Below are 23292 nucleotides of genomic sequence, written 5' to 3' on the forward strand. Positions count from 1 at the left end.
GCAAAGTCGTCAAGCCTCCCGCGATCCATCAGGCACTGCGTGCCCTGCAATCACTCCATCTGTCACCAAGCAGCGTTTAAATCCTTCGACCAATTCATCTCGGTTGAGATTTCGGCCGATAAAAACGAACGTGTTCACGCGCGACTCGTCGCCCCATGGGCGGTCGAGGCGTCCGTCAAAGAGCATGTGCACCCCCTGAAAAACCAGCCGTTGGTCGCTGCCGTGGACAGCCAGCACGCCCTTGCTGCGGAAGATGTCGTTGCCCTTCGTGCGCAACAACACGTCCAGCCACTCGTTCAATCGCTTTCCATCGAGATTTCCGGGCAGGCTTACGCCTACGGACGTCACCTCTTCGTCGTGCTCATGGTCGGGCTTGAAGGTGTGCTCCCATTTCGGCGCAACGCCTTCGCCCGCGATGTGGAGCGCGGCATTGAACTCATCCGGATGGTGCTGGGTGAACAGAGCGTAAAGCCCTGCCCTTTTTACAAGCACGGGAAAAACTGCCGGAAAAGCAGAAAAACTCAGTTGTTGGTGCGTTTCACCCGGCAGGATGGCGTCACCGGGGCGCAGAACCGTCTCCCAATCCGAAAAAGTCCGCACCGCCGCCTCGCGGGCGGTCGTGATGTCAGTCTCGCTCAGACTGGCAACCGGCAGCAATGTCACGCTCATCTCGGGATCGGGTCCTTCATCGATGGTCAAGGCCGCTTTGCCAGCGGGCAGTTCATAGACGCCCGCCCACTCGAACGGATATTCCGGCTCCAAGAACTGCGGGTCGATTTCCGTGGCCCGAGAGAGATTAAAGCCGCCTACGCCCAGCACCCGATCCAAGGCAATCTCCCCGTTGCGCGTCCGATGGATTTTCGCGGCAGCGTTCATTTTCCGCAGACGAGCTTCCAATGCGTTTAGCTCGTTTGGTTCCACGAGATCAATCTTGTTCAAGAGGATCACATCCGCGAATGCGACCTGTTCCCGCGCTTCATCGGAGTCGTCGAGATGCAGCGCGATGTGTTTTGCGTCTACGACGGTGACGATCGCATCGAGGCGGAAGACCTCGCGAATTTCGGGGTCGGTGAAAAACGTCTGCGCCACTGGACCGGGATCGGCGAGCCCAGTAGTTTCGATGAGCACCGCATCAAGGGGCTCCTTGCGCTTGGCCAGCCGGGTGAGAATACGGATGAGATCGCCGCGCACGGTGCAGCAAATGCAGCCATTGTTCATTTCGAACAACTCCTCATCGCTTTGGATGACGAGTTGGTTATCAACGCCAACCTCGCCAAACTCGTTTTCGATGACGGCGATCTTCTTGCCGTGCTGTTCGGTGAGAATGCGGTTGAGCAGCGTGGTCTTTCCTGCGCCGAGAAAGCCAGTGAGGATAGTCACAGGGATGGGATTCTTTGGGTTCATAATGGAAATTCGTTCAGCCGAATCTCGCGTGCATCGCCGCGATGGGAAAATTTCGGCCGGGACAAACGGTGCGCCCGGGATTGATTTCGCGGTGCACCGCGAAACGCACCGGAGTCTTTACTACATCTGCTTTGAGATATTCGACCAACGCGATGAAAGAACGAAGTTGCCCCGGCGTGGGTTGGGTTTCCTCAAAATTCCCAACGCAACAAATGCCGATGCCGACTTGGTTGACCGCCTCGTCGTGGACATGTCCCCCGGCGAACTGCTTCAACCAGCGTCCGCCAATTTCAATTTCGCCGTCACCCGATCGGCTTCCGTTGCCAATGACGAAGTGATAAGCGAGGCCATGCTCCATGCCGTGAGACCGATGATAGCGGTCGAATATCGCCGCGTTCCCGACAGCGGTTCCGCTATGATGACCCACAATGATTTTCCAGCGGTCGGGAACGATGGTGAGCGCTCGGGTCGTCGCTGCGACACGATCCAATGCCGCCGGGCGGCTTCGCCCCGCAATCGTCTTGGCTGCGCCGCGAAGCGCCACCGAGCTTCCGAGCAGAGCCAGCCCAATGAGAAAGGTGCGACGGTTATGCTTCGAGATCATTTTCACGTCGCGCATACCAAGCGTGAATCAACAGGGACTGCGAAAATTGCACGGCCGAGGGGAAGCCTGCTTCGGCGAGCAATGCTTCCATTGCCTCGGCCGGTAGCAGCCCGACCTCGCGAGCGTAGGCGGCAAGCATGCCCTGAATCTGTTCCTCGTTCGCTCCCGAGTAACGCATCATCCGCTGCCAGACGCCAAGCAGGCTCTCGTGCTGGCCGCGCGGAGCAGTCGTGAGATCGGCGCTGACGAGCAATCCGCCCGGACGAAGCCGGGACGCGATCTCGCAAAAAAAACCAACGCGCTGCGCCCGGTCCGTGAGAAACTGAGAAACAAGAATCGCCGTGGCGGCATGGAACTTAACCTCGGCAGGAAGTTCATGCACGTAGGCCGCATGGAAATCGCAGCGGTCGGCGATGCCCGCCGCCGCAACGCGTCGCTTGCAAACGTCGAGCATAGGCGCAGAGGGATCGACCGCCGCGAAGCGCCAGCCGGGAAAGAATCGTGCGAGGGCGATCAGTTCTGCGCCGGTGCCGACGCCAAGACAAAGAACATGGGCATCGCGCGGCAGTTCCTGAAAACCAAGTTCATCTGCAAATGCAGACTGTCGCGCAACGGTGCCAGTTTTGTCCAGCGGTCGTCGTAAGACTCGGCGTGTTGCCGGTCGAATTTCATGGGAGCATTGGATGGATTCATCGGGATCGAAGGTTTGTTTAGAAATGGAATGTCTAGGCGGCCTTCGCCGCGACTGCAGTCTGCGTCGGCATCATGTGCATGGAATCGGCATCGTAGCCTTGGTTGGAGGCACACTCAGGCGCGCATGGTTTCGAGGTAGAGTTTTCGAGATCAGCGTGACTGATTTCTGCGGCGGTGAGTTCGCGCACCAACTGACCGCGGCGCATGATGCCCACGCGCGTAGCGTCTTCCTTCGCGCGGAAAAGATCGTGCGTGGCCATGAGAATGGCGACGCCGCGGCTTCGGAGTTGTCCGAGCAGTCGGCTGAACTCATGCGATGCACTTGGATCAAGGCCGCTGGTGGGCTCATCAAGCAGGAGCGCTTTCGCCTTTTTTGCCAAGGCGATCGCGATGCCGACTTTCTGTCGCATGCCCTTGGAGTACCCGCTCACGCGGCGATCATGGGCCTCGCACTGCAAACCGGCATCATCAAGAAATGCGTGTAGCTCACTGTCGGAATAACGATGCCCGCCGAGTTCGGCGAAATAAGCCAGATTTTCCACACCGCTGAAGTGCCCGTAGAGGTTTACCTGCTCGGGGATGTAGGCGAGACGGCGTTTGGTTTCCAGGGGCTCGATTGCGACATCGAGTCCATCAATCAAGGCACGCCCGGAATCAGGCTTCAAGAACCCGAGCAGGCAATTGATCGTGGTGGTCTTGCCCGCGCCATTGGGGCCAAGCAGGGCAAAAAGCTCACCCGATGCGATTTGGAAGGAGAGTACATCGATGGCGGTGTTGCCGTTGAAGCGCTTGGTGAGGTTGTCGATGATGAGCATGGTGGGAGAGGGTGAGAGTGTGTTTAATTGGACTTGGGAAACGTCTCGCGCAGGCACCTGTCGGCTGCGGTGTGTGATACGAAAGATAACAAACGGTTGTGTAAGGACATGTCTGGCCTGTGTTCGGGCAGAAGGGCACACTGCGTCCGTGAACGGACTGCGGATGTGCGGGCACTCCGGATTGCACGGACCCCGGAGATTGCTCAGCGATGCGAATTCAGGCCAGCGGAGGGCCACAACCGTGCGGCCACCTGTGATCAACAGAAACGAGCGCGAGAACACGCGTGGGAAAACCCGACACTATCCGCACGATCGCGATAAAAAGCGACAGAGCGAAGAACAGCGCAGCCAATACATGGCCTTGCGCAAAAAGGGTGACCACACACCCCTCGGCAGAGTCGATGTCACCGGCCTCGCCGTGCTGATGGGCTGGCGAAGCGTCCTCACGGTGTGAACAGGCATGAGACTCCGCTTCGTGATGGCAAAACAGCTCGTGCCAGTCGGACCGCACCGCCAGCACGCTCAACATCAGGATCAACGCCACGCCCAACACGCTCGCAATGCGGTACAGCGTCGTTGGGTGGAGGCGGTTGAAGGTGAACATGGCTCGTGTTGGAAGAAGTAGAGTAGCAGAGTCGTCAAGGGGCAATAGATCCAGCGGATTATGTCTTATTCTGTCGTCTAACCTAATCGGATACGATCTTTACGGGCAATACTGCTATCATGATCCTGATAATATCAGTCGAGGTCTTTTGGCACTTATTACATTGATAGGCATCAATATACTAAGAATGTGTAAATGAGATGACTTGCTCATTCAAGGCCCGACCCAATGCATCTGCGTCTAGGTTCACGCCGATCAGCACGATTTCCTGACGTCGATCGCCGGACGGCTCCTGCCAGAATTCGCGGAGGGAATCGGGTATGGCGGAAAACGGCACGCTCCCGCGCTCGACCAAAGCAGCCGCCCAAGGGCCGAGATAGTCGATCCGCGTCTCGCGACCGGCGACAGAAAGGAACCCGATGCGATTGGGCCTCCACACTCCAGAAAAATCCCTTGGCGCGCACCAGACCGGGCCAGCCTTGCTCGAAAAATTTCCGCAGACGCGCCGCCGCACAGGGTTTCCGACCCGTGTAAAGAAAACTTCCAAGTCCATAGCGGGCGGCAAAATCACTGCGGCCCGGCACCGGAAATAATTTGCCGGCTGGCGTACGGACACAATGAGTCTGTGAGCGTATTCTTAACTCCGGTGAGGAACATGCTATTTTTCGGGCTTGATTGAGTGCGTCCATCCAGTTTGCGCCTCGACGCGTTTGGATTGATCGAAACGACAAGCCCAGGCCAGACACCATCCGGTAGACAGGCGTTCTTGGTCTTGATGAGTTCCGCTCGCAAATTGAGCCCCTGATTTGTGCGGAAACCGTTTCGCTCTCTGCTGAAGTTACGAGGTCTATCTTATTCAAAAATGACATCAGCACATTCCACCTGCTCTACCATCAATGTGAACAAGGATTGATGCGCGCCGACAACCTTCCCCAATGCGTCTGCGTTCAATCTATGTTCTTCCAGCGAGGCCTGGAACCAGGCGGCAGCATCCACCACAGTGATGAGCACATGAAGGGTCGCCACCTCGTCCAGACGTGGACCAACGATGTTTGTTTGATAGAAAAGATCCGTCACCGGGCGTGGTTCTGCGGCCCCGCTGCTCTCGATGATGATGTGATCAAACTTGCCGCTGGTGGCCAATTCCACAATGGCATCACCGAGCGCGTCCCTCGCCGTGCAGCACACGCAGCCATTACCCAAGGCCACGGTGGAGGCGATGCTCGCAGAGGACTCGGATGGTAGCATTTTCTCCAGAAAGAGGGCGTCGATATTGATCTCGTTGAGATCATTGACGACGATCGCCACACGCAGGCCATGTGGAGTTTTTTTTAGGAGTTGCTGTAACAGCGTTGTCTTGCCCGCGCCGAGAAAACCGCTGATCACGGTCACGTCGGGCCTGAACTTCGACCCGGATGCCAACTGACCAAGCAGACTGGGATCAAACAAGCGCATGGTTTCGCTGCCTTCGCGGTCAATTGTTGATGATGATCCTCGAACCGAATCAGACTTTCGGCGGCGTAATGCGCTGTTTCTGGTGCTGGTATTTCCCTTCACGGGTCCGGTAGGATACCTTGCAGGGTTCGGCAGTGAAAAAGAGCATCTGCACAATGCCTTCGCCAGCATAGATGCGACAATCGGCGGCCGATGAATTAGAAAATTCCAGCGTGAGATGTCCCTGCCATCCAGCCTCGGCCGGAGTAACGTTGGCGATAATGCCGCAGCGCGCATAGGTGCTTTTGCCCACACAGATTGCCGTCACGTCTGGCGGCAGGTCGAGCTGCTCCACCGCTACTCCAAGACCGTAGCTGCGACCAGGCAGGATAAAAAAACGACCGCTCGCGTCTTCCTGTAGCAACACTTTTTCCAAGTTGCGTGGATTGAAATTCTTCGGATCCACTACCGTGCCCGGCACGTGACGAAATACCTTAAATTCCCGGGGCGAAAGCCGCAGGTCGTAACCGTAACTGGACAAGCCAAAGGAGAGTGTGGATGCCCGTCGGCCACGCGCACGAGTTCGGGCGAGAAGGGACGAATCATGCCCGCGCGGGCACGGGTGGAAATTTGGCGGTCGTTGAGGATCATGTTTTCGAAAGAGGCCGGGCGAGGAGAATTGCCAGACACGGATGCCGGTGACGCAAGGTCAAGTATATCGAGGACGGTGCGCAGGTTCGCAGCCATGTCTGCGGGGAGTGGTTTCGCGTTCGCTCTCAAATTGTTCAAGCGCGGAAAATTGGCAGATACTCTTGTTGTCCACGTCGGTGAGCATGGCCATCTTCAGGCAAGACCGGTTCCTCCGTGTTGCCAAGGGGGGAGCAGTAAACTCATGTGCAGGCAGTGGCGGTTGCTGTTTCAGGATTGGCCTCGGCTTGCACACGCTTGAAGAAGGCGTCCACGCTGATCACGCCCTCGTCGCCATTCACCCGTGAACGGATGGATACGCTTTCAGTGGCGACCTCGCGCTTTCCAAGGACCACAGCAAACGGCACCTTGTCGGCCTGCGCCCGGCGGATTTTGGCGCCAACCGGATCGCGCTGGGCATCAATCGTCACTCGCAATCCAGCCCGGCGGGCGCGGGCGGCGAGTTGAGTAGCGAACTCCGTCTGCCCGTCGGTGATGGGCAGAAAACGAATCTGCTCAGGTGCGAGCCAGAGCGGAAAGTCGCCGGCATAGTGTTCGATGAGCAGCCCCATAAAACGCTCGATGGAACCGAACACGGCGCGATGAATCATCACAGGACGATGCGGTTTCCCGTCGCGGCCAGTATATTCGAGCCCGAAGCGTTCGGGCAGGCTGAAATCCACTTGGATCGTGCCGATTTGCCAAGAGCGCCCCAGCGCGTCGAGCGCCATGAAATCGAGCTTTGGTCCGTAAAACGCCGCCTCGCCGAGTCCCTCGGTGTGCTCCAGCCCGAGTTCCGTCACAACCGTGCGGATACATGCTTCGGCCGGTGCCCAGAGCGTATCCCCGCCTGCATACTTGGCGGTATTGGCCGGGTCGCGCAGCGACACGCGGCAGCGTGTTTTCAGGTCGAAAATGGCCATCACTTCCTGAACAAGTCGCAGGCATTGTTTGAATTCATCTTGCAATTGCTCAGGCGTGCAAAGGATGTGCCCGTCATCCTGAGTGAAGCCGCGCACGCGCACGAGGCCGTTGAGTTCGCCCGATTGCTCCTGGCGATACACGGTGCCGAATTCCGCATAGCGTTGCGGCAGGTCGCGGTAGCTGCGCGGCTCCGACGTGTAGGCCATCAGGTGCATCGGACAATTCATCGGTTTTAGTAAAAACTCCCGATCCTCGATGTGGATGGGCTCATACATGCTATTCGCATAGTAAGGATAATGACCGGATGTCTTATAAAGATCGATGGAGCCGATATGCGGCGAGTAAAGTCGCTCATAGCCATATTCGATGAGTTTGGCGGAAATGAGTTTTTCCAGTTCGGTTCGGATGATCGCGCCTTTCGGCAGCAACAGGGGCAGACCGCTGCCGATGCTCGCATCAATACGAAACAAATGGAGCTGCTGTCCCAGTTTGCGGTGATCACGGCGTGCGGCCTCGGCGAGCGCAGCGAGGTGTGCATCCAGCTCTTCTTGGCTGGCGAAGGCCGTGCCGTAGATGCGCTGGAGTTGGCCAAGTTTTTCGTCTCCCCGGTGCCAGGCGCCGGCAATGGAAAGCAGCTTGAACGCCGCGACCTTGCCGGTGGAGATGACGTGCGTGCCGGCGCACAGGTCGGTGAAATCGCCGTTGGTATAGAGTGTCACCGGCTCGCCTTCAGGGATATCGTCGAGTCGGCCGAGTTTGTAGGTTTGTCCGCGTCCGGTGAAAAAGCGGAGCGCCTCCTCGCGCGAAACCTCACGGCGAACGAAGGGTTGGTTTTCGGCTACGATGCGTGCCATCTCTGCCTCGATGACGGATAGATCTTGCATCGTGAAGCGTTGAGGTCCGCCGAAATCGTAATAAAAACCGGTGTCGGTCGGCGGCCCGATATCAAGGAGCACCTCGGGAAAGAGGCGCGATACGGCGGCACCGAGCACATGCGCGGTGGAATGCCGAAGTTCCTGCACAGAAGTCATGGACATAAAAAGAGAGAACGAAAGAGGATTACGGAAAGATGTGGTGCTTAGTCGAAAAGCCATGCCTGGGCGGCGACCTTGTTTTTCTCGTCTGTCAGCACGACAAGGCCGCCTTCACTCACCGCCCGCAAGTAATAGGCAAAGGCGAGCAACTTCACTTCTTCCATGGTGCGGCAGCGCAGCAGGAGCGTGGAGAGTTCGTTGTTATTGGGCTCCGTGGAAATCACCATGGCCGTCGCAGAGAAACACTCCGAAAGATTTCGATCCCGCAATGTGTCAATAATCGCCAAGGGTGCGGGGACGGAAGGCGGTCGAGGGAAAAACGGCAATTTCATGGAGGGTAACTCACAGCCTAGCAAAGTCGTCAAGCGGGGCGCGTTCCATCTGCTGGATTCGCATAACGACATCACACCGGGCAGCATTCGCATGGAAGGGGAGGTGGAAACATTTCCCCGGCGATTCGTGTAAATAATATATCGTGTCCCCGATCCGACCACACGACCGGCCAGGCCCGCACCACGGCAAATTTTTCCGGATGCACGGTGCGCAATTCCCGCAGGTCTTTGAGCACGCAGTCACAGACATCGACAACGCCGTCGATTTCGTAGCAACGCACGCGCCGGTCCGTTTCCAGAATCGCAGACACTTGCTGCAATTTCCACGGCTGACCTTGAAAGATTTCTGCCGCTTCCGGCGCGGCGAGATTCAATTCGCGAAAAATCCGGCAATTGCGCAGTACTCGTGCCATTTCGTCATTCAAGCGATGAAGTTCGTCCTCATCTGGTGCGCATGAAAGACCAAAGTCCGCATAAAACCCGGTGGCGGTTTCACCGCTGTCGCCCAGCGTTGCCTGCGGCCATTGCCGTATTCCCGCGGCCACCAGCACATGCGCGAGCAGGTGTTTGGTCTTGTGTAAGGTAACAACGGCGGGATTCATGACGCTACTCGGGTTGACTTGGACGGGAGCGAGGAGGCGGCCAAGCCGTAGGCTTTCACGGGATCGAAAGTTTTTTGGGCTTCAAGAAAAATGAGGGAAAAATCCGTGTCTGCCGTGGGTCGGGCAAGCTGGCGAAAGAAACAGGACCGGTATCCAACATGGCATGACGCGCCGCCATCGACTTTTACCTTGATAAGCACGGCATCCTGGTCGTCGTCGATGATAAGTGAAATCACATGCTGAAAGAGGCCGGATTGCTCCCCCTTCTTCCAGAGCTTTTGACGCGAACGGGAATAATAATGGGCGAGGCCGGTCTCGATGGTTTTGGCTAGCGCCTCAGGATTCATCCATCCCAGCATCAGCACTTCGCCGGAGGCATGATCCTGGGTAATGCAAGGGATGAGGTCGTGCTCATTGAATTTGGGGCGCAATTTGTCGCCTTCTTCGATCTCGAAAAGAGTGGTTTGCGGGAGGAATTGCATGCGAAAACTGAAGCGTAGCAAAGTCGTCAAGAGGGTTTCCGAGTACGGGCATCTCAACCATTCAACGCAGGGGGCATACTGGACACTTGCTGACTACTCCCATTTTGGAAATGGATCGTGCAACTCGCGCCACGCGCTTGGCATTTTGCGCATTTCCGTATCAGTAAGCAGGCAGGCGTCGAGTTGCGCGGTAATGGGCTCGCGATCCATTGCCCCCGTGCCGATAAATACCAGTTCCTGGCGTCGGTCACCAAACGGCTCCTGCCAATTTTTCATGATGGCGTTAAACGATGCGGTTGATGCCGGCCAGTATTCCTCACTCATGGCAGCCCACCAGTTGCCCGATGGCTCGCACTTGCAGATGCCTCCCGCGTGCGACCATTCGCCGACCCAGTCCATGCGCGTGGCGAGGAAGAAAAAACCCTTCGAGCGCACCACGTTTTCCGGCGGATGCGAAGCCCATGTCCAAAATCGCTCTGGATGAAATGGTCGTCGTGCGCGGTACACGAAACTCATAACCCCATGCTCATCCATTTCCGAATGCGCCTCACCACGCAGGGTTCGCAGCCACATCGGCGATTTCGATGCGTCATCTAAAGAAAAGCGTCCTGTGTTGAGCATTTCCTGTATCGGTACACGTCCGTGTTCAGCGGTAATGAAGCGTGCGTCGGGATTGAGCGTGCGCACCATATGAGTGACGAGCGCTAGCGTGTCCGCATCCACGAGATCGCATTTATTGAGCACAATGACATCGGCGAATTCAATTTGCTCGGCCAGCAACGGTGCAAGCGAGCGCTCGTCATTGCTCCCGTTCACCTGACCGCGATCTCGCAGTGAGTCGCCGGAACTGTAGTCTTTGAGAAAATTAAATGCATCCACGACCGTCACCATCGTGTCCAGTCGCGCCACCGCACCAAGGCTCACGCCGTCCTCCCCGGCAAACGTAAATGTTTCCGCCACCGGCAAAGGCTCCGCTATGCCCGTGGATTCAATCAACAAATAATCAAAACGCCCTTCACGTGCCAATCGAGCCACTTCGACGAGCAAATCCTCCCGCAAGGTGCAGCAGATGCAACCGTTGGACAATTCGACGATTTTTTCTTCTCGCAACGACACCGCCGCCGCACCCCGTCCGACGAGGGCCGCATCGATGTTAACCTCCGCCATATCGTTCACGATGAGCGCGACGCGCAGCCCTTCGCGGTTGGTGAGGATGTGGTTGAGCAAAGTGGTTTTCCCGGAGCCAAGAAACCCGGACAACACGGTGACAGGCAGACGTGGATCGGTGACCTCGATTTCGATGGCGCCATCGAGCGGCTGTGTTTTTTTTGCAGTATGCATAGGGAGGAGATAATGAATTCTGGTTTGGGATGGATTGGTTCTGGAAGCCATCCAGCATTCACTTGGTCGTCTCTGTCAGAGCTCGTTCAAACCAACCGATGACAGACTCGAGATGCGCCCGGCCATAAATACGAATGAATTCGCGTATTTGCCGGTCCTCGGTGTTGCGTAGCGCCGAGATGCGCCGATTGCAAAATTCAGGGCTAAGCGTAAGGGCGCATCTTACTTCGATGCAATGCCTCCATTCGCTGTAATTTGTGGGGATAAAAACGTCTCGCATGGCTTTGGTTGTGTTTGAAATCAAATCCACCCACAATCCGAAGCGCGGGTGGCGAAACAGTAGCTTAGCAAAGTCGTCAAGCGGAGCCGATGCGAACGCACTCTCTTAAGAAACCCTTGAAAAGATCTCTAATGACGACGAGCGGTTGGAACTCTCAGCGCCGGTTCCATCGGCAATCGGAACATCGCCCTCATCAACACCGGCACCACCCGAATCTCCATCCAAAATGAAACGGTTGGTCCCGGAGGTCTTGACCAAAATCGGGCATCTACACGACGGCTGGCGTGTGAATTTTGTCGCCCTTGGCAAACCCTTGTGGTCGATGGGGCTCATTGGCACCGTCAGGAATGTGGATGCGGCACGCTTGACAGCTTTGTTAGGCTAGATCGTTTTTATCCAATTCATGATCTTCGCGCAACTACGTCGACACCCGTTTTGGCAGCGCCTTATCGCGTTGACAGGCGTGACGTTAATCATCGCGTTCAGTCTGTTGGCGGTCAATTCTGCGGCTCATGAATGGGTATGCGCGCATCATGGCAATACATTGGATAATGAATTGCATCATGCCTGCGACGGTTATGGTGCGAGACATGACGGTGAATCAGCTTCACACACCGCCAACCATGCGGACGACGCTGCGGGCGGTTGCATCGTTACGCTTTTTGCCAATGGCCATGTGCTTGGTTTGCTCGTTGCGTTGATAGCGCTGGCCATCTTGCAGCCGCGTCTCGAACAGGTTTTCTCCGAGAAAAAGTTTGTTTTTTCTCGCATGGCGCATGCGCTGCCACCGGGTCGCGCGCCGCCGTTGAGCTGAATCCCTTTCTTTTCACGCAAAACATACCGAACCCACACGGTTCGGAGTTTGTTTGTCGTTTTATCTCACGCTCGTCCACCTGCCTGTCGGCATATTGAGATTCGTCGATGCGCAGAGCCAGGAGCGTATGACGAATCGACAACTCCTGTCGGCGATCAGCATGCAGCAGCCATGATCGGGATAATTGCATGAGATTCCACTGATCTTTAAAAATTTTTGATCATAGTATACGAAGTCGCCACGACTTGTAGTCTTGGCCTCCATGTTCCGCCTCAACCCAGTCAGTAACAATCCGAGGTTGCAGTCTATTCGGATTCCCAATCCTCGGATAAAATCCACCAGTCATTTCCATGTCCGCCTCTCAATTCGCTCAGTCAATCGCAGGTCCTTCAGCAACTAATTATAAACGCAATCGCTGCCATCTTCATATCGGCCTCACGAGTTCTCTTATTCTATTCATTGCGACAAATATACTGATGCGAGCGCAGTCCGCATCCGTCGCTTCTGCCCATGATGAATCGCCTGTATCGCTGGAACGCTTTGTGGTTACTTCCAGCCGGAGTATGCAGCCGCTGGCCGACATTCCGCAACGGGTTGAATTGATCGATGGGGCTGCGGTGTCCGAGGCTCCTTCCTGGACTTTTGTTGATGTTTTCGCCCGAAGAGAAATCCGGCGGCGGAAAACTTGATAGTGTTGATTGTATTCGGACTGCATGCAATCCACGGTGACGCGAGGTTGATATCGGACGCAGGTTCGCCAGCCCTAGTCTTTTTTATTTTCAGCATTCGTATCTGCGGAAACTCCGCCATACGGATGGCTTCGTCGGCACCCAAAATGGGTTTCAGGCTGCGTTCGCCGATAAGCGGCATTTCCATGTTGGATTGTCCCGCACAAAGCCACACCTCGCCAACGACAACATCCGCAAAACGCACGCGGGACACAGCCGCGTCTTTTGTTTTTCCGGTGACCGCCAACTCGCGCGGCTCAGCGCTCGCATCCAGCGGGTTGAATCGCACCAGCCATCGTCCGTCGGCGCCTGTGGTCGTTTGCTTCTTCTGGCCGGCAAACTCAACCGTGATGATTTCGGCAACATCCGCTGTGCCCCACACAGGCGCCGGCATGTCGCGTTGAAAGACCATGTGGTCGGCAAATACCTGCGGCAATGTCGGCTTTACCTCCACCACGATACTCCAGCCAACAGCGAGGGCCGCGCCGATAATCAGGAAGCACGCGGGCGATTTTGACTTTGTCATTTTTAGCGAGTGTCGGTCGCTGTCTGAGGTTCCTTGAGTGTTGTAACAATGTTCGGCTGTGCCGGCGGCGTCATGCCTTCGCCGAGGTAAAAGCTCGGGTGCGGCGGTTGGTTGTAGCCGACATTTTGCCATGCGATAGCTTCGCGATACTGGCGGTCGTGCATAAGCGTGTGAAAGCGGTGCTTGGTCGGTATCGTTGTTGTGTAGATGCGGAGTTCGTGGTTGTCCTTTGTTTTGAATATTACCTCTTCGCGCCAGTCTCCGAAAATATCGGCGCTTAATACTGGTGTGGCTTTGGTGCCATTGCCCGATTCACATTCGGGGTCAGTGAGAAGTGTCTCGATTTTTTCCAATTTCCAATTCCACTTCGAGATTGTCACTTTATCCAATAGTTCGCGCAGCAGGTCGCCGTCCCACCAAGCGAGGAAGCTCAATTGTTTCAGCTTTGTTTTGGAGACGTTCTCGCCCTTGCAAGAATAGATATTTCCCACTGGCGCCCACACCTCGTAACCTTTGTAGCGTGGGTCAATATCGCCTGCAACACCACGGCCTATGTCGTCCCATTCTTTGTCAGTGTATCCAAATATTAATTTTCCAGTCCGTGCATCGCGAAATTCGATGCCGGCATTGCCGTAGGCCTTTTTCTTTTCATGAACCATGAAGATTTGCTGTCCTTCCCGCGTCGGGTCCATGACGCTCATGTGCAATGCATCGCCGTGACCGAGTCCGGTTGAATACAGCCCCTTGCCATCGTGGTCTATTGCGCACGCGCCGTAAGTAATTTCGTCGCATCCATCGCCATCAACATCGCCAACGCTGAGACTGTGCGCACCTTGTCCGGCATATTTATCGTTGCCAAGCGTGCCGTCAGCGCTGTCAAAAACCCAACGCTGCGTGAGTTTCCCATTCCGCCAATCCCATGCGGCAAGCACGGAGCGGGCATAATAACCGCGACACATGACAAGACTCGGCCGCTGTCCGTCCAAATATGCAATGCACGCGAGGAAACGGTCAACGCGGTTGCCGTAGTCGTCGCCCCAATCACTAATTTTGCCGCGTGCGGGCACATAATCAACCGTGGCCATCGCCGCGCCTGTGCGACCGTTGAAAATTGTGAGATATTCGGGACCGTCGAGAATCTTGCCCATGGGTTTTCCCGTGATGGTGCGATAGTCGGCATCCGCGTCACCGATAACTTTGCCGACACCATCGACGGTGCCGTCGGCGGTTTTGCAGGCAATTTCGGCAATGCCATCTCCATCGAGGTCGTAAACCATGAACTGTGTGTAGTGCGAACCGGAGCGAATGTTTTTTCCAAGGTCGATGCGCCAGAGAAATTGTCCATTAATTTTGTAGGCATCGAGGTAGGTATTTCCGGAATACCCCGTGTGGGCGTTGTCCTTCCAATTTGTGGGTTTCCATTTTAGAACGATTTCGTATTCACCATCACCGTCGAGATCGCCGACCGACGCCTCGCAGGCCTCATAAGTATAAGCGATTCCATCCGGTGCTGTTCCACCTTTCGGAATACGCAATGGAATCGAGAGATACGGCAGGGCCGGGCAATTTGCCGAAAGTGTATTCAGCACCGTTTTTCTTTTTTTGTCGCTCAAGGTGTCACCCGCAGGCAGCTCATTGCTATCGGCTCCAATGGCGCGCACCACATATATATTTTGTTTGGAAAAATCCGCCTTTGTATCGGTGAAAATCGTCCCTTGGACAATGGGTTCGCTGTTTATCTTAACGGGAGCGCCGCTACTCGTTATACGATACACATTAAACGCCGTTTCGCGTGGCTCCGTGCCCAGCAATCGCCAGCTGACATATACACTCTTCTTGCCTGTGCGAACGGCCACGACACCGCGGTCGAGATTTTCCATGAGCGAAGGCTGCATTGCATTCGCCTGACAGAGAGCGACTAACAAGGCCGTCATGATAAAAATGGAGTTATATTTTTTCATCGGACAAAATCCATTGGCAATTTTCACTCTGCCATCTTATCTCCGACAAGCGCGAGACATTGAATCGCGGACAGCCCCCACTGCGCGCTGAGATTTGTGCCGACCCATGTGGCTTCGTCGATTGGATTCAATACGGCCGTGCCTTCAATGCGTTTTGTTTTGAGACTCACCTCGGCCCAGTCGCCCGCATAGCCGGGATAATCGGCAAGGTTGAAGTTCTTCCACGCGCGTGCGGCGAGTTTGGCATCGCCATTCATTTTTGCAGCGTAAGCGAGAAGTCGAGAGTGGGCCTGAGTCAGTGAGCCGTTTCTAAAATCCGTCCCCAGTGCGGCGACACGCTCGCTCTTCGATGCGGAATAGAGCGTGCAATACTGGAGCCACGCTTTTTTGAAGCCTTCATATTCGTGCTGGCTCGCAGTGAGCTGGATGAGTTCCGAGAAAATCTCCACCGCGCCAAAAACGGCATCAAGATGAGAGACGGAAACGGGTTTGCCGTCAGCGGAAAGTTTTCCGCGCAATGTGAGCGGCTCGATGCTGCCGTCAGCGACCTTGTAGCCGTAACGGTCGCTCGTGAAAAATCCGAGAGGCATTTTGCCCCAGTCGCGCATGCCGCGCAGGAGCTTGTCGCGATACTTCATATCGCCGCCGCGTTCCCATTCGGTGAGCCATGCCGCGGCGAGGTTGGCCCAATCAATGCCAAAGCTCACACGCGCATCGTACCCGCCGAGCGGCGAGGCGTCGCCAAGTTTGCGTGCGGGGTCAACATCGTTGAGTTTTTGGTCAACATCGAGAAGCTCGCGCAAAATGTCGCCGATGCGTTCATCCGCGGTAAGAAAATAATAGATGCGGCGATAACTCGCGGTGCTGATGCGCACTTGTTTTGCCGAGCAACCCCAGTGTTGCACGTTGTGCCGCGAACCGAGCCCGGCGAACCGGCCTGTGTGATAGGTGTCCACTTCGCTGGTGTGCCGTGTCATCGCTTCGGCGAAGCGGAAGACATCGGCCCGCCCCGTGCGCAGGTAATAATACCAAAGCCAGAGGTCGGTGGAGAGCTCGGAGTTATCCCACGCATTGCCGCCGATGTCGTATTTCCACACGTGGCGGTCACGGTCGTAGGAGTGCATGACATCGCCGTAATTCCAAAAACCATACCAATGCCGCTGGTCGATTTGTTTTTTGTAATACTCGATTTGCCATTCGAGGCGGTCTTCGATTGCGGCCTTCGCCGGCGTGGAGCGGTCGGGCAGCGACCAGACATTGCCGAACACATTTGCAGCCAGAATGCGCGCGGGCGAGCAAACCAAGCGCGCGGGCTCACGCACAAGCGCAGCCATGTCGGCAAATGTTTCGCGAGCAGGCGTGGCGCCGACGGCCCAGAGATAGATTTCACTTGTGCGGGCGATTCCATGAGCATCGCCGAAACCGGGTTCGTAATCCTCATAGGTGATTTCGAGTCCGCCCTTGTATTGTTTCTCAAAAGTGTCCTGCCCCATGCCGTCATGATAGAAGCGCAAATCCATCGCGGGCGCGCCGGGTGAATAGAGCCAGATCGTAACCTCTGCAGCGTCGGTGTGGGCGTTGCGAATATCGAGTTGCGAGGGATGACGTTGCCAGAAATCGCGCAGGCCAAAAATGACACCGCCGCCGGTCGCACCGCCGATGTAACCGACACCGGAAGCACGATGACCTTGGTCAGCGTCAATCCAGCCGTGCCCGGCTTTGGTGCGTTTGCGAATGGTGAATCCATTGGCGGAAAGTTGCGCGAGTGTCACATCGCCCCATGCGGGAATGTATTGCAGGCGTTCGCTGACTTGCTGGTTAAACGTTTCCACTGGCGGACACGCGCGGCCGTCGATTTGGGCATTCTTGACTGGATTCGCTTCATTTTTTGCGTCGGGGTCACGACGAATGCCCGTGAGTCCGCGCACGGCCTCGGCCCAGAGTCCGCGTCCTTCGCCAGCGAAACGCACATGCCGGTCGTGCATGAGGTCGGTCATTGGCACATCGAAGCGCATGCCGAGGCCGCGAATGAAATCCTTCTCCGCATCGCCATCGAAAACGAATGAGTGCATCATACGAACCGCTTCTCCGCCCGCGTAAAAATATAGACGCAGCGTAAAAGGCAGCCATGCGCGTTCTTTGCCAGTGTGTCGACCTTTGATCTTCACGACAGCGCGGACGGGACCGTTTTGTTCGACAGTGACAGTGTCGATCTTGCTTTGAAATGTATCGATTTGCTGCGTGCCAGCTACACCGTCTAGGTCGGGCGCTGACGAACTAAGAGCGATGAGTCGTCCGTTGGTCAAAACCGGTTTCCCGTCGCGAGTAATCCTTTGCACCAACACGTCGCCCGATTTGGCGATAGCGCAACGAATGACGCCAGTATCGACTTCAAAAACGTCAGTCGTCTCGCGAACTTTGAGCGATTTTTCCGGCGCGGTGGGAGTACCGGGCGTGATGGCGAGATTATTATCAACCGCAATGCCTGCCGGAATCGCATGCGCCGTCCATTTGATCGAACCATCCGGCCACCATGCGGTCGCCCAGCTTTGTACCGGAATGGATTTTCCAGACGCATCACGGAGCGCGAGCGCGGTGTCTTTCGGTATACTGCCCATAGGCCACGGCACGCCCCAAGTCGTGCCGATGTTGATCGCGGGTGCCGCGCCGTCGAGCCAGACAGCTGAAGGAGTCGAAGACAACTTGTTGTCTTCAACACTTGCGCTCAGCGGCATGCAAAGCAGCAACGCAGCGACAGCCGTGGCAAAATTCTTAGCGAATGAGCAATGAGCAATCATGAAAATGATTTTACTGTTTAAGTGGTTCGTAGAGCTCGGCCTCGATGATGCTGAGCGCCATTTTGCCAATCTTCCCGGAACCGGTGGACACATTCTTCTGGTTGGCGACTTCAATGAGCGTGTAGGAGTCGCGTGCTTCGGAACCACCAAGAAGTTCGATGCGCACGACGCGTCCTACTGCGGGCACGGGCTGCATTGGCAACGTTACGTAACCAAGGCTGCGCGATGTCACACCACGGAAAATCTCCTCACCATCAAGTGTCACTCGCAACGGATAGATACGATCTTTCCAACCGGTGAGTTTGAGTGTGATTTCGCTCAGTTTAGCGGAGCGCTCCAGCGTATATTCAATCCACGCTTCTTCGAGGGTGTTCGTGCTTGTCCACGATGTGGTTTCGTTGTCGTCGTAGGTGTTGACGGCGTCGGCAGTGTTTGATCCGGCGCGCGCCGATGCGACTTCGACAGGGATGCGCGTCACTTTATACGAAGGCGCTGCAGGCGTCGGGCCTCGGTCACTGCGTGGGATGTCCGGCAAGGGCGGGAGAGCGGCAAGACCGTTGATGGCAGGATACTCGGTTGTTTGAAGCGTGAGCACAGCCGGCTTTAAATCACCGGATTTTGCACGAAGCGTGATTGTGCCAGCGTCGCGCGTAGCGCGAATGAAAACACGGTTCACGCCGCACTCGACCGGAAGCTGTTTGGAAAGCATGTAGTTGTTGGGCCTGCCTTGCGCGATGCCGCCTCGCCATTCGGCGGGGCCGTCGAGTTCGAAGTCGATCATGTCGAGTGCGGTCGGACAGCGACGGCCTTTTGCATCCACCACCTCGATCTCAACGAGAGCGAGATCATGACCATCGGCGAAGTAGGATTTTTTACCAAGATTGGCGAGACGCAGTGCGGCAGGTTCGCCGGCGGTCAGTTTTGTGGCTTCTGCGATTTTCTTGTCGCTGGCATCATAACCGACCGCGCGAAGTTCACCGGAATGCCAAGTTACATTTTCGAAAGTGTAGAGGAACCGATTGCTTTGCGCTCCGCGTCCAAGCGATTTGCCGTTGAGGAAAAGCGCGACAGAGTCGGCGCTAGAAACGACATATACATTTTTAACGGTGCCGGGCGCGTAGTTCCAGTGACCGATGATATAGGTGCGTGGATTTTCCACGTCGACCCAACCATCCCACATGACTTGGTGTGCGTAGAAACCGTCTTTCGTGATGCGCATCGGATCGACCACGCCGCTGCGGCGATAGTTTTCAGCGCCGCGTTGGTGCGTATTGGAGTCGGCAAAAATGATTTTTGCGCCCCCACTGTTCACACGACGTCCAGTTCCGGGACGTTCATGCCAGTACTCATGCCAGCGGATAACATTCTCGATGGCGAGGGAGTCTTGGTTGCGATTGTAAATGCCGGCATCTTTACCTCTATAAAGCGGACCTTCTCCATCCTTGTGATAAGGCGGCGAATAATCGTCCCAATATTTGCGCAAACCCTCGTCCCGGGAGTATTCCATCATCCAGAGCGGGAAGCGCGCGCTTTTATTTATGTAGAGCATGTGCCCACCGTATTCCGCCACCTTGCTGTTGAGCATGTCGCGGCTTCCGCTGGCGCGCCCGCCGTGCGGATCGTACTTGTCGCGCAGATCCTTCATTTCTTGCATGTGCTTTTCGTTCACACCCGCGTTGCCGGACTCGTAGAAAAGGATGCTGGGGTTATTGCGATTGTAGATGATGGCGTCACGCATGAGTTCGACACGCTGGCCCCACCAGCGGCCGACCACATCCTTCTCCGCGTCCCCGGCTGGCATTGCATGGATAAGGCCGACGCGGTCGCAGGATTCGATGTCCTGTTTCCAGGGCGTGATGTGCATCCAGCGCATGATGTTGCCACCGCTTTCGACAGCTAGACTATTGCTATAGTCGCTCAGCCATACGGGTACGCTTCCGCCGACCGCAGGCCACTCGTTTGTAGAGCGCGGCGCGTAGCCGTGCATTTGTATCACGCGATCGTTCAGCTTTATCATGCCGTTGGTGAATTCCGTTTTGCGAAAACCGGTGCGTGTGGTCACGGAATCGGCGGGTTTACCATCCGCGACGAGCGTCGTCCGCACGTCGTAAAGCGAGCCGTGCCCCCAGCTCCAGAAATCGATTTTGACGGCGCGCGCGCTGGCTCTGACGATGGTGGTTTCGCCGGGGGCGAGCGTGATGGATTTTTCGGCGACGGCTTTCACGCCAAGCGCGGAGATTTCCATCACATATGAAAACGTCCACGCCCTTCCGGTTTCGTTGCACACCTCGGATTCGGCGTGGATGGTGGCGGCACAGTTTTTTATATCAAAATCGGTTGCATAGACATAAACACCGGTCGTGCCAAGGTTCGAGTAAAGCGGAAGCGTTTGATATAATTTTCCTGTGATATGCAGACGCACGTTTTTCGTGATGCCGCCATAGTTCGCATTAAAATTGCGGTCGGCCCACTGGTAGCGACTGCCGGTCGCCTTCTCCTTATAGTTCCAGTCATTGTCGGTGCGCACGGCGATGACGTTTTCACCAACACTAAGAAACGGCGTAAGGTCGAATCCGAACGCCATGACACCATTTTCGCTGCGACCAACATGTTTTCCGTTTGCATAAACCTCGGCTGCCTGTCGCACCCCCTCGAACTCGATGAACACCTTCGAGTCCTTGAGTTGTGCAGCAGTCAGCGCAAAGTGCTTCCGATACCATGCGACACCGGTTGTGTGATCCACGATAGCCTTGCTGAAGGCATCGTCCTCGTTCCACGCGCGCGGAAGCGTGACAAGTTTCCATGCGGAATCGTCAAACCACCTTTGCTCCGCGCCCACCGGATCGCCGACGTGAAGACGCCAGTCGAGATTAAGATTGTAGGCAGCACGATCAGCAAATACGGAAAGCGCGGTGGCGAGGCCGAAGAGGAGGGTGGCGAGGGTTTTGAGATGGGGAGAATTATACATTTTTAGAAAGAAACAAGCAGGGCGTCGCTTGCGACGCCCCTACAATAAAGCAAGAGCGACACGGAGGGCGTCCCTCCATTATTTTGTCACGGGAATCGGGCCGATTTCGACATTGCCTTCACCGGTACGCGAGGCGCTGAACCAATACCAGTATTGCTTGCTAGCGTCGGGAACGGTGTCCACGTAGCTTTTGGCCTTGTTGGGATTCACCGCCTTGATTTTCACGCGGCCCTTGGTTTTTTCCTGACCGTTGCGACTCAGGTTGATCACGCGCCAGTCGCCTTTAGGGAGCGTCCAGGTGATTGTTACTTTGTCACCTTTTTGCACGGCCTTGACTTCCGCGCCCGCCACAGCTTGGACCGCGGAAGCCTTCGACTTTTTTGCATTTTCCGCCCCCTCGGGCGCGGCATGGGCGACGGCCGAAAAGGCAATCGCAAGAACCCCTGTCATTGTGAGGATATGTTTGATCATATTCATGGATTATTATTTTGTTGGCGGGAATTTAGCCCTGCGCACGGCTTTAAGGCTTCGGCGATGGTTTTGTTGAGTGGATACCGCTTTGCGGCTTCGCGCAAAAATGCACTGATGCCGGCATTGGCGACGGTTTCGCTTTTAAGGACAATTTCTGCGAGCACACTGCAAAGTTCCTCCGTGGTCAGTCCGCCGACGAGCGCGCCGCCCAGAGTGTCAATTAAACCGGAGGTTTCTGTCGCGTTGAGCTTGGCGCCGTCCGATTTGGCGGCAAGGATGTCCTTGAGCTGGAGCCGCGCACCGACGATGTATGCCTGTGCCGGAGGCACAGGAAGTTCCAGCAGCGCTTTTGTTATCTTGCGGGCGCGGGACTCGGAACCGATTCGCAGTTCAACGGACGCAAGAGCAGCCAGCATGGCAGGCTCGCGCTCGCCCCGCCAGTATGCCGTGCGCAATTCGTCGAGTGCCTTGACGGCGTTGATTTGCGATATATATATTTCGCTCTTGATGCGCGCGACCTCCGACTGTGTTGCTTCGCGAAAGGTACACGCCGGCATTTCGGGAATTGCCCCCTTGATATCGGTACTTTTAAAGAAGGCGAAGGTGCGCGAATAGGTGGCCAGATCGTTTTCCATCCGGCTGATCTTGAAACCGAATACTTCCTCGAACATTTGCGCCGTCGGCTGCTCTCCGCGCTCGATCCGGTCAACAAACTGCATAAAACGCGCGGCATACTTTCCGTTGTCTCCGTAGAGGCCGAAATGAACAAATATAGCCGCAAGCCGGGCTTCCTCCAAACTGAACACATCGTCTTTTTTAAAAAGCTCCGCAAGGCCAGGCATGTTTTGCCTGCTGAGATTTTCCTTCACCATCGCGAACCGTATTTGCGTGTGGGAAACTTGCGTGGCTCCGAGCAGGCTGCTTATCCCGCGGGCGAACCAAGGGGGCGGTTTCCGCGGCAGTGATTTCAGCGCGTGGAGATTCAATGCGTAACTGAGTGTAGCGGCCAGTTGCTCCTCACTGGGGCGGACTGTGCTTGCACGCGGTTCCCCGGCGCGCACGAGCGCGGCCAGCGGTCCGCCATTTGCGGCTAAGTCAACAAATCCGTCCGGAAGCGGTCTGACTGCGTTCAGATCCGTATCGTCCCGGTTGCCCTTGATTGCATTTTGCGCCATTTCGGCAATCTCGTTTTCAGTCTCCTCTTGGGGTGTCATTTCGGGATTAATATCCTCCACCTCTCCCAGACCATACTCCGCCGCGAAGGATTGGGAGGCGGAAGCCGCGTGGTCATAAAAATCATCGGGATTGCCTGAGGACGGGGCGGCTTCATCCAGCACAATCGGATCACCCTCCCACGAATCGATTTTTCTCACGACCGGACGAAATGTCGATTGCTGCTGGTTGATATCAACCACTACATATACAGGCATCTTGGGCAGCGCCTGGGTGAGCATCGGCCAGAGATAGGTCGCGGCAAACTGGCGCAACTGCAAATTTTCGACCAAGGATTTGGTCTGGCTGAAGTTGAGATTGGAAAGCATTTCGTAACCCGGCGCGACGATATTGCGCTTGCCTCGCATCAACACCAACACGGGCACTTTCACATAAAGCCACTGCTCCGGCGCCGGCAGGACGCGGTCCGCCTTCACGACATAAGGCTCCATTTCGACAACGGGGCCTGCGGCGTCCAGTTTATTTGCATTCTGCTTTGTCTGCCCGAACGCGCCGCTTGCAAGGAGCAATTGAAGATACAACAGACAAAGCAGTGTTTTTTTCATTACCACACTTCG

At 55.9% G+C, this 23292-nt stretch carries 21 protein-coding genes and 1 pseudogene; 1 reads left to right on the forward strand and 21 read right to left on the reverse strand.

The window, feature by feature from the left end; genetic code table 11:
• Nucleotides 1-9 precede the first annotated feature (9 nt).
• From OH491_RS01270 to OH491_RS01335, 15 genes and pseudogenes are all read right to left on the reverse strand, one after another.
• Nucleotides 10-1404 carry a CobW family GTP-binding protein gene (locus OH491_RS01270; RefSeq protein WP_068769688.1) on the reverse strand — a complete coding sequence of 465 codons (1395 nt, stop codon included), beginning with the start codon at nt 1402-1404 and terminating at the stop codon, nt 10-12.
• A gap of 13 nt (nt 1405-1417) precedes the next feature.
• Complete coding sequence (locus OH491_RS01275) at nt 1418-2023, reverse strand: peptidoglycan recognition family protein (protein WP_342750832.1); 606 nt, start codon at nt 2021-2023, stop codon at nt 1418-1420.
• Nucleotides 1992-2576, reverse strand: coding sequence for a class I SAM-dependent methyltransferase (locus tag OH491_RS01280; RefSeq protein WP_342751064.1), 585 nt, complete (start codon nt 2574-2576; stop codon nt 1992-1994). Before OH491_RS01280 ends, OH491_RS01275 begins: the two co-directional genes overlap by 32 nt.
• Nucleotides 2522-2680 (reverse strand): hypothetical protein, encoded by a 159-nt coding sequence (locus OH491_RS01285; protein WP_342750833.1) that lies wholly within the window; start codon nt 2678-2680, stop codon nt 2522-2524. Before OH491_RS01285 ends, OH491_RS01280 begins: the two co-directional genes overlap by 55 nt.
• A gap of 53 nt (nt 2681-2733) precedes the next feature.
• Complete coding sequence (locus OH491_RS01290) at nt 2734-3516, reverse strand: ABC transporter ATP-binding protein (protein ID WP_342750834.1); 783 nt, start codon at nt 3514-3516, stop codon at nt 2734-2736.
• Nucleotides 3517-3733: 217 nt separating this feature from the next.
• On the reverse strand, nt 3734-4120 hold the full coding sequence (locus OH491_RS01295) for a hypothetical protein (RefSeq protein WP_068769684.1): 387 nt from the start codon (nt 4118-4120) through the stop codon (nt 3734-3736).
• 181 nt (nt 4121-4301) lie between these two features.
• Nucleotides 4302-4673 (reverse strand): GTP-binding protein, encoded by a 372-nt coding sequence (locus OH491_RS28100; RefSeq protein ID WP_425429186.1) that lies wholly within the window; start codon nt 4671-4673, stop codon nt 4302-4304.
• A gap of 299 nt (nt 4674-4972) precedes the next feature.
• A complete protein-coding gene (locus OH491_RS01300; RefSeq protein WP_342750835.1) occupies nt 4973-5677 on the reverse strand; it encodes a GTP-binding protein in 705 nt (234 codons plus the stop codon).
• Nucleotides 5625-6205 (reverse strand): annotated as a pseudogene (gene dcd / locus OH491_RS01305) (dCTP deaminase). The gene OH491_RS01300 and the pseudogene dcd overlap by 53 nt, the downstream one beginning before the upstream one ends.
• Nucleotides 6206-6444: 239 nt before the next feature.
• Nucleotides 6445-8202 (reverse strand): threonine--tRNA ligase, encoded by a 1758-nt coding sequence (gene thrS / locus OH491_RS01310; protein ID WP_334319200.1) that lies wholly within the window; start codon nt 8200-8202, stop codon nt 6445-6447.
• Between the two features lie 41 nt (nt 8203-8243).
• Nucleotides 8244-8426 carry a hypothetical protein gene (locus OH491_RS01315; RefSeq protein ID WP_068769681.1) on the reverse strand — a complete coding sequence of 61 codons (183 nt, stop codon included), beginning with the start codon at nt 8424-8426 and terminating at the stop codon, nt 8244-8246.
• 176 nt (nt 8427-8602) lie between these two features.
• Nucleotides 8603-9133, reverse strand: coding sequence for a hypothetical protein (locus OH491_RS01320; RefSeq protein WP_145928682.1), 531 nt, complete (start codon nt 9131-9133; stop codon nt 8603-8605).
• Nucleotides 9130-9615, reverse strand: a complete 486-nt coding sequence (gene hisI, locus OH491_RS01325; RefSeq protein ID WP_068769678.1) for a phosphoribosyl-AMP cyclohydrolase — start codon at nt 9613-9615, stop codon at nt 9130-9132. The genes OH491_RS01320 and hisI overlap by 4 nt, the downstream gene beginning before the upstream one ends.
• A gap of 93 nt (nt 9616-9708) precedes the next feature.
• A complete protein-coding gene (zigA, locus tag OH491_RS01330) occupies nt 9709-10956 on the reverse strand; it encodes a zinc metallochaperone GTPase ZigA (RefSeq protein ID WP_084442016.1) in 1248 nt (415 codons plus the stop codon).
• 385 nt (nt 10957-11341) lie between these two features.
• Nucleotides 11342-11569 (reverse strand): hypothetical protein, encoded by a 228-nt coding sequence (locus OH491_RS01335; protein WP_145928681.1) that lies wholly within the window; start codon nt 11567-11569, stop codon nt 11342-11344.
• Between the two features lie 70 nt (nt 11570-11639).
• On the opposite strand from OH491_RS01335, the gene OH491_RS01340 reads away from it, so the two are divergent.
• Nucleotides 11640-12050, forward strand: a complete 411-nt coding sequence (locus OH491_RS01340; protein WP_145928680.1) for a hypothetical protein — start codon at nt 11640-11642, stop codon at nt 12048-12050.
• A gap of 546 nt (nt 12051-12596) precedes the next feature.
• On the opposite strand, the gene OH491_RS01345 is transcribed toward OH491_RS01340, so the two are convergent.
• From OH491_RS01345 to OH491_RS01370, 6 genes are all read right to left on the reverse strand, one after another.
• Complete coding sequence (locus tag OH491_RS01345) at nt 12597-13304, reverse strand: hypothetical protein (RefSeq protein WP_068769677.1); 708 nt, start codon at nt 13302-13304, stop codon at nt 12597-12599.
• A 2-nt stretch (nt 13305-13306) separates the two neighbouring features.
• Entirely contained in the window at nt 13307-15238 is a 1932-nt protein-coding gene (locus OH491_RS01350; protein WP_068769865.1) for a rhamnogalacturonan lyase, read from the reverse strand.
• 50 nt (nt 15239-15288) lie between these two features.
• Nucleotides 15289-18000: a Tat pathway signal sequence domain protein gene (locus tag OH491_RS01355; protein ID WP_068769676.1), complete on the reverse strand. Its 2712-nt coding sequence runs from the start codon at nt 17998-18000 to the stop codon at nt 15289-15291.
• A 73-nt stretch (nt 18001-18073) separates the two neighbouring features.
• Complete coding sequence (locus OH491_RS01360) at nt 18074-21031, reverse strand: sugar-binding domain-containing protein (RefSeq protein WP_068769675.1); 2958 nt, start codon at nt 21029-21031, stop codon at nt 18074-18076.
• Nucleotides 21032-21109: 78 nt separating this feature from the next.
• On the reverse strand, nt 21110-21502 hold the full coding sequence (locus OH491_RS01365) for a hypothetical protein (protein ID WP_068769674.1): 393 nt from the start codon (nt 21500-21502) through the stop codon (nt 21110-21112).
• A gap of 2 nt (nt 21503-21504) precedes the next feature.
• The gene (locus OH491_RS01370; RefSeq protein ID WP_068769673.1) at nt 21505-23280 is read right to left on the reverse strand and encodes a hypothetical protein; all 1776 of its coding nucleotides are present in this window, start codon (nt 23278-23280) and stop codon (nt 21505-21507) included.
• Nucleotides 23281-23292 lie beyond the last annotated feature (12 nt).

It is taken from the genome of Termitidicoccus mucosus, assembly GCF_038725785.1.
GTDB lineage: Bacteria > Verrucomicrobiota > Verrucomicrobiia > Opitutales > Opitutaceae > Termitidicoccus > Termitidicoccus mucosus.

Excerpts from the sequence above, each read along its gene's own strand:
- OH491_RS01270 (WP_068769688.1), bottom strand. The coding sequence starts at position 1,404 with ATGAACCCAAAGAATCCCATCCCTGTGACTATCCTCACTGGCTTTCTC.
- OH491_RS01275 (WP_342750832.1), bottom strand. The coding sequence starts at position 2,023 with ATGCGCGACGTGAAAATGATCTCGAAGCATAACCGTCGCACCTTTCTC.
- OH491_RS01285 (WP_342750833.1), bottom strand. The coding sequence starts at position 2,680 with ATGAAATTCGACCGGCAACACGCCGAGTCTTACGACGACCGCTGGACA.
- OH491_RS01290 (WP_342750834.1), bottom strand. The coding sequence starts at position 3,516 with ATGCTCATCATCGACAACCTCACCAAGCGCTTCAACGGCAACACCGCC.
- OH491_RS01295 (WP_068769684.1), bottom strand. The coding sequence starts at position 4,120 with ATGTTCACCTTCAACCGCCTCCACCCAACGACGCTGTACCGCATTGCG.
- OH491_RS28100 (WP_425429186.1), bottom strand. The coding sequence starts at position 4,673 with ATGGACTTGGAAGTTTTCTTTACACGGGTCGGAAACCCTGTGCGGCGG.
- thrS (WP_334319200.1), bottom strand. The coding sequence starts at position 8,202 with ATGTCCATGACTTCTGTGCAGGAACTTCGGCATTCCACCGCGCATGTG.
- OH491_RS01315 (WP_068769681.1), bottom strand. The coding sequence starts at position 8,426 with ATGGTGATTTCCACGGAGCCCAATAACAACGAACTCTCCACGCTCCTG.
- OH491_RS01320 (WP_145928682.1), bottom strand. The coding sequence starts at position 9,133 with ATGAATCCCGCCGTTGTTACCTTACACAAGACCAAACACCTGCTCGCG.
- hisI (WP_068769678.1), bottom strand. The coding sequence starts at position 9,615 with ATGCAATTCCTCCCGCAAACCACTCTTTTCGAGATCGAAGAAGGCGAC.
- zigA (WP_084442016.1), bottom strand. The coding sequence starts at position 10,956 with ATGCATACTGCAAAAAAAACACAGCCGCTCGATGGCGCCATCGAAATC.
- OH491_RS01335 (WP_145928681.1), bottom strand. The coding sequence starts at position 11,569 with ATGAGCCCCATCGACCACAAGGGTTTGCCAAGGGCGACAAAATTCACA.
- OH491_RS01340 (WP_145928680.1), top strand. The coding sequence starts at position 11,640 with ATGATCTTCGCGCAACTACGTCGACACCCGTTTTGGCAGCGCCTTATC.
- OH491_RS01345 (WP_068769677.1), bottom strand. The coding sequence starts at position 13,304 with ATGACAAAGTCAAAATCGCCCGCGTGCTTCCTGATTATCGGCGCGGCC.
- OH491_RS01350 (WP_068769865.1), bottom strand. The coding sequence starts at position 15,238 with ATGACGGCCTTGTTAGTCGCTCTCTGTCAGGCGAATGCAATGCAGCCT.
- OH491_RS01355 (WP_068769676.1), bottom strand. The coding sequence starts at position 18,000 with ATGCCGCTGAGCGCAAGTGTTGAAGACAACAAGTTGTCTTCGACTCCT.
- OH491_RS01360 (WP_068769675.1), bottom strand. The coding sequence starts at position 21,031 with ATGTATAATTCTCCCCATCTCAAAACCCTCGCCACCCTCCTCTTCGGC.
- OH491_RS01365 (WP_068769674.1), bottom strand. The coding sequence starts at position 21,502 with ATGATCAAACATATCCTCACAATGACAGGGGTTCTTGCGATTGCCTTT.
- OH491_RS01370 (WP_068769673.1), bottom strand. The coding sequence starts at position 23,280 with ATGAAAAAAACACTGCTTTGTCTGTTGTATCTTCAATTGCTCCTTGCA.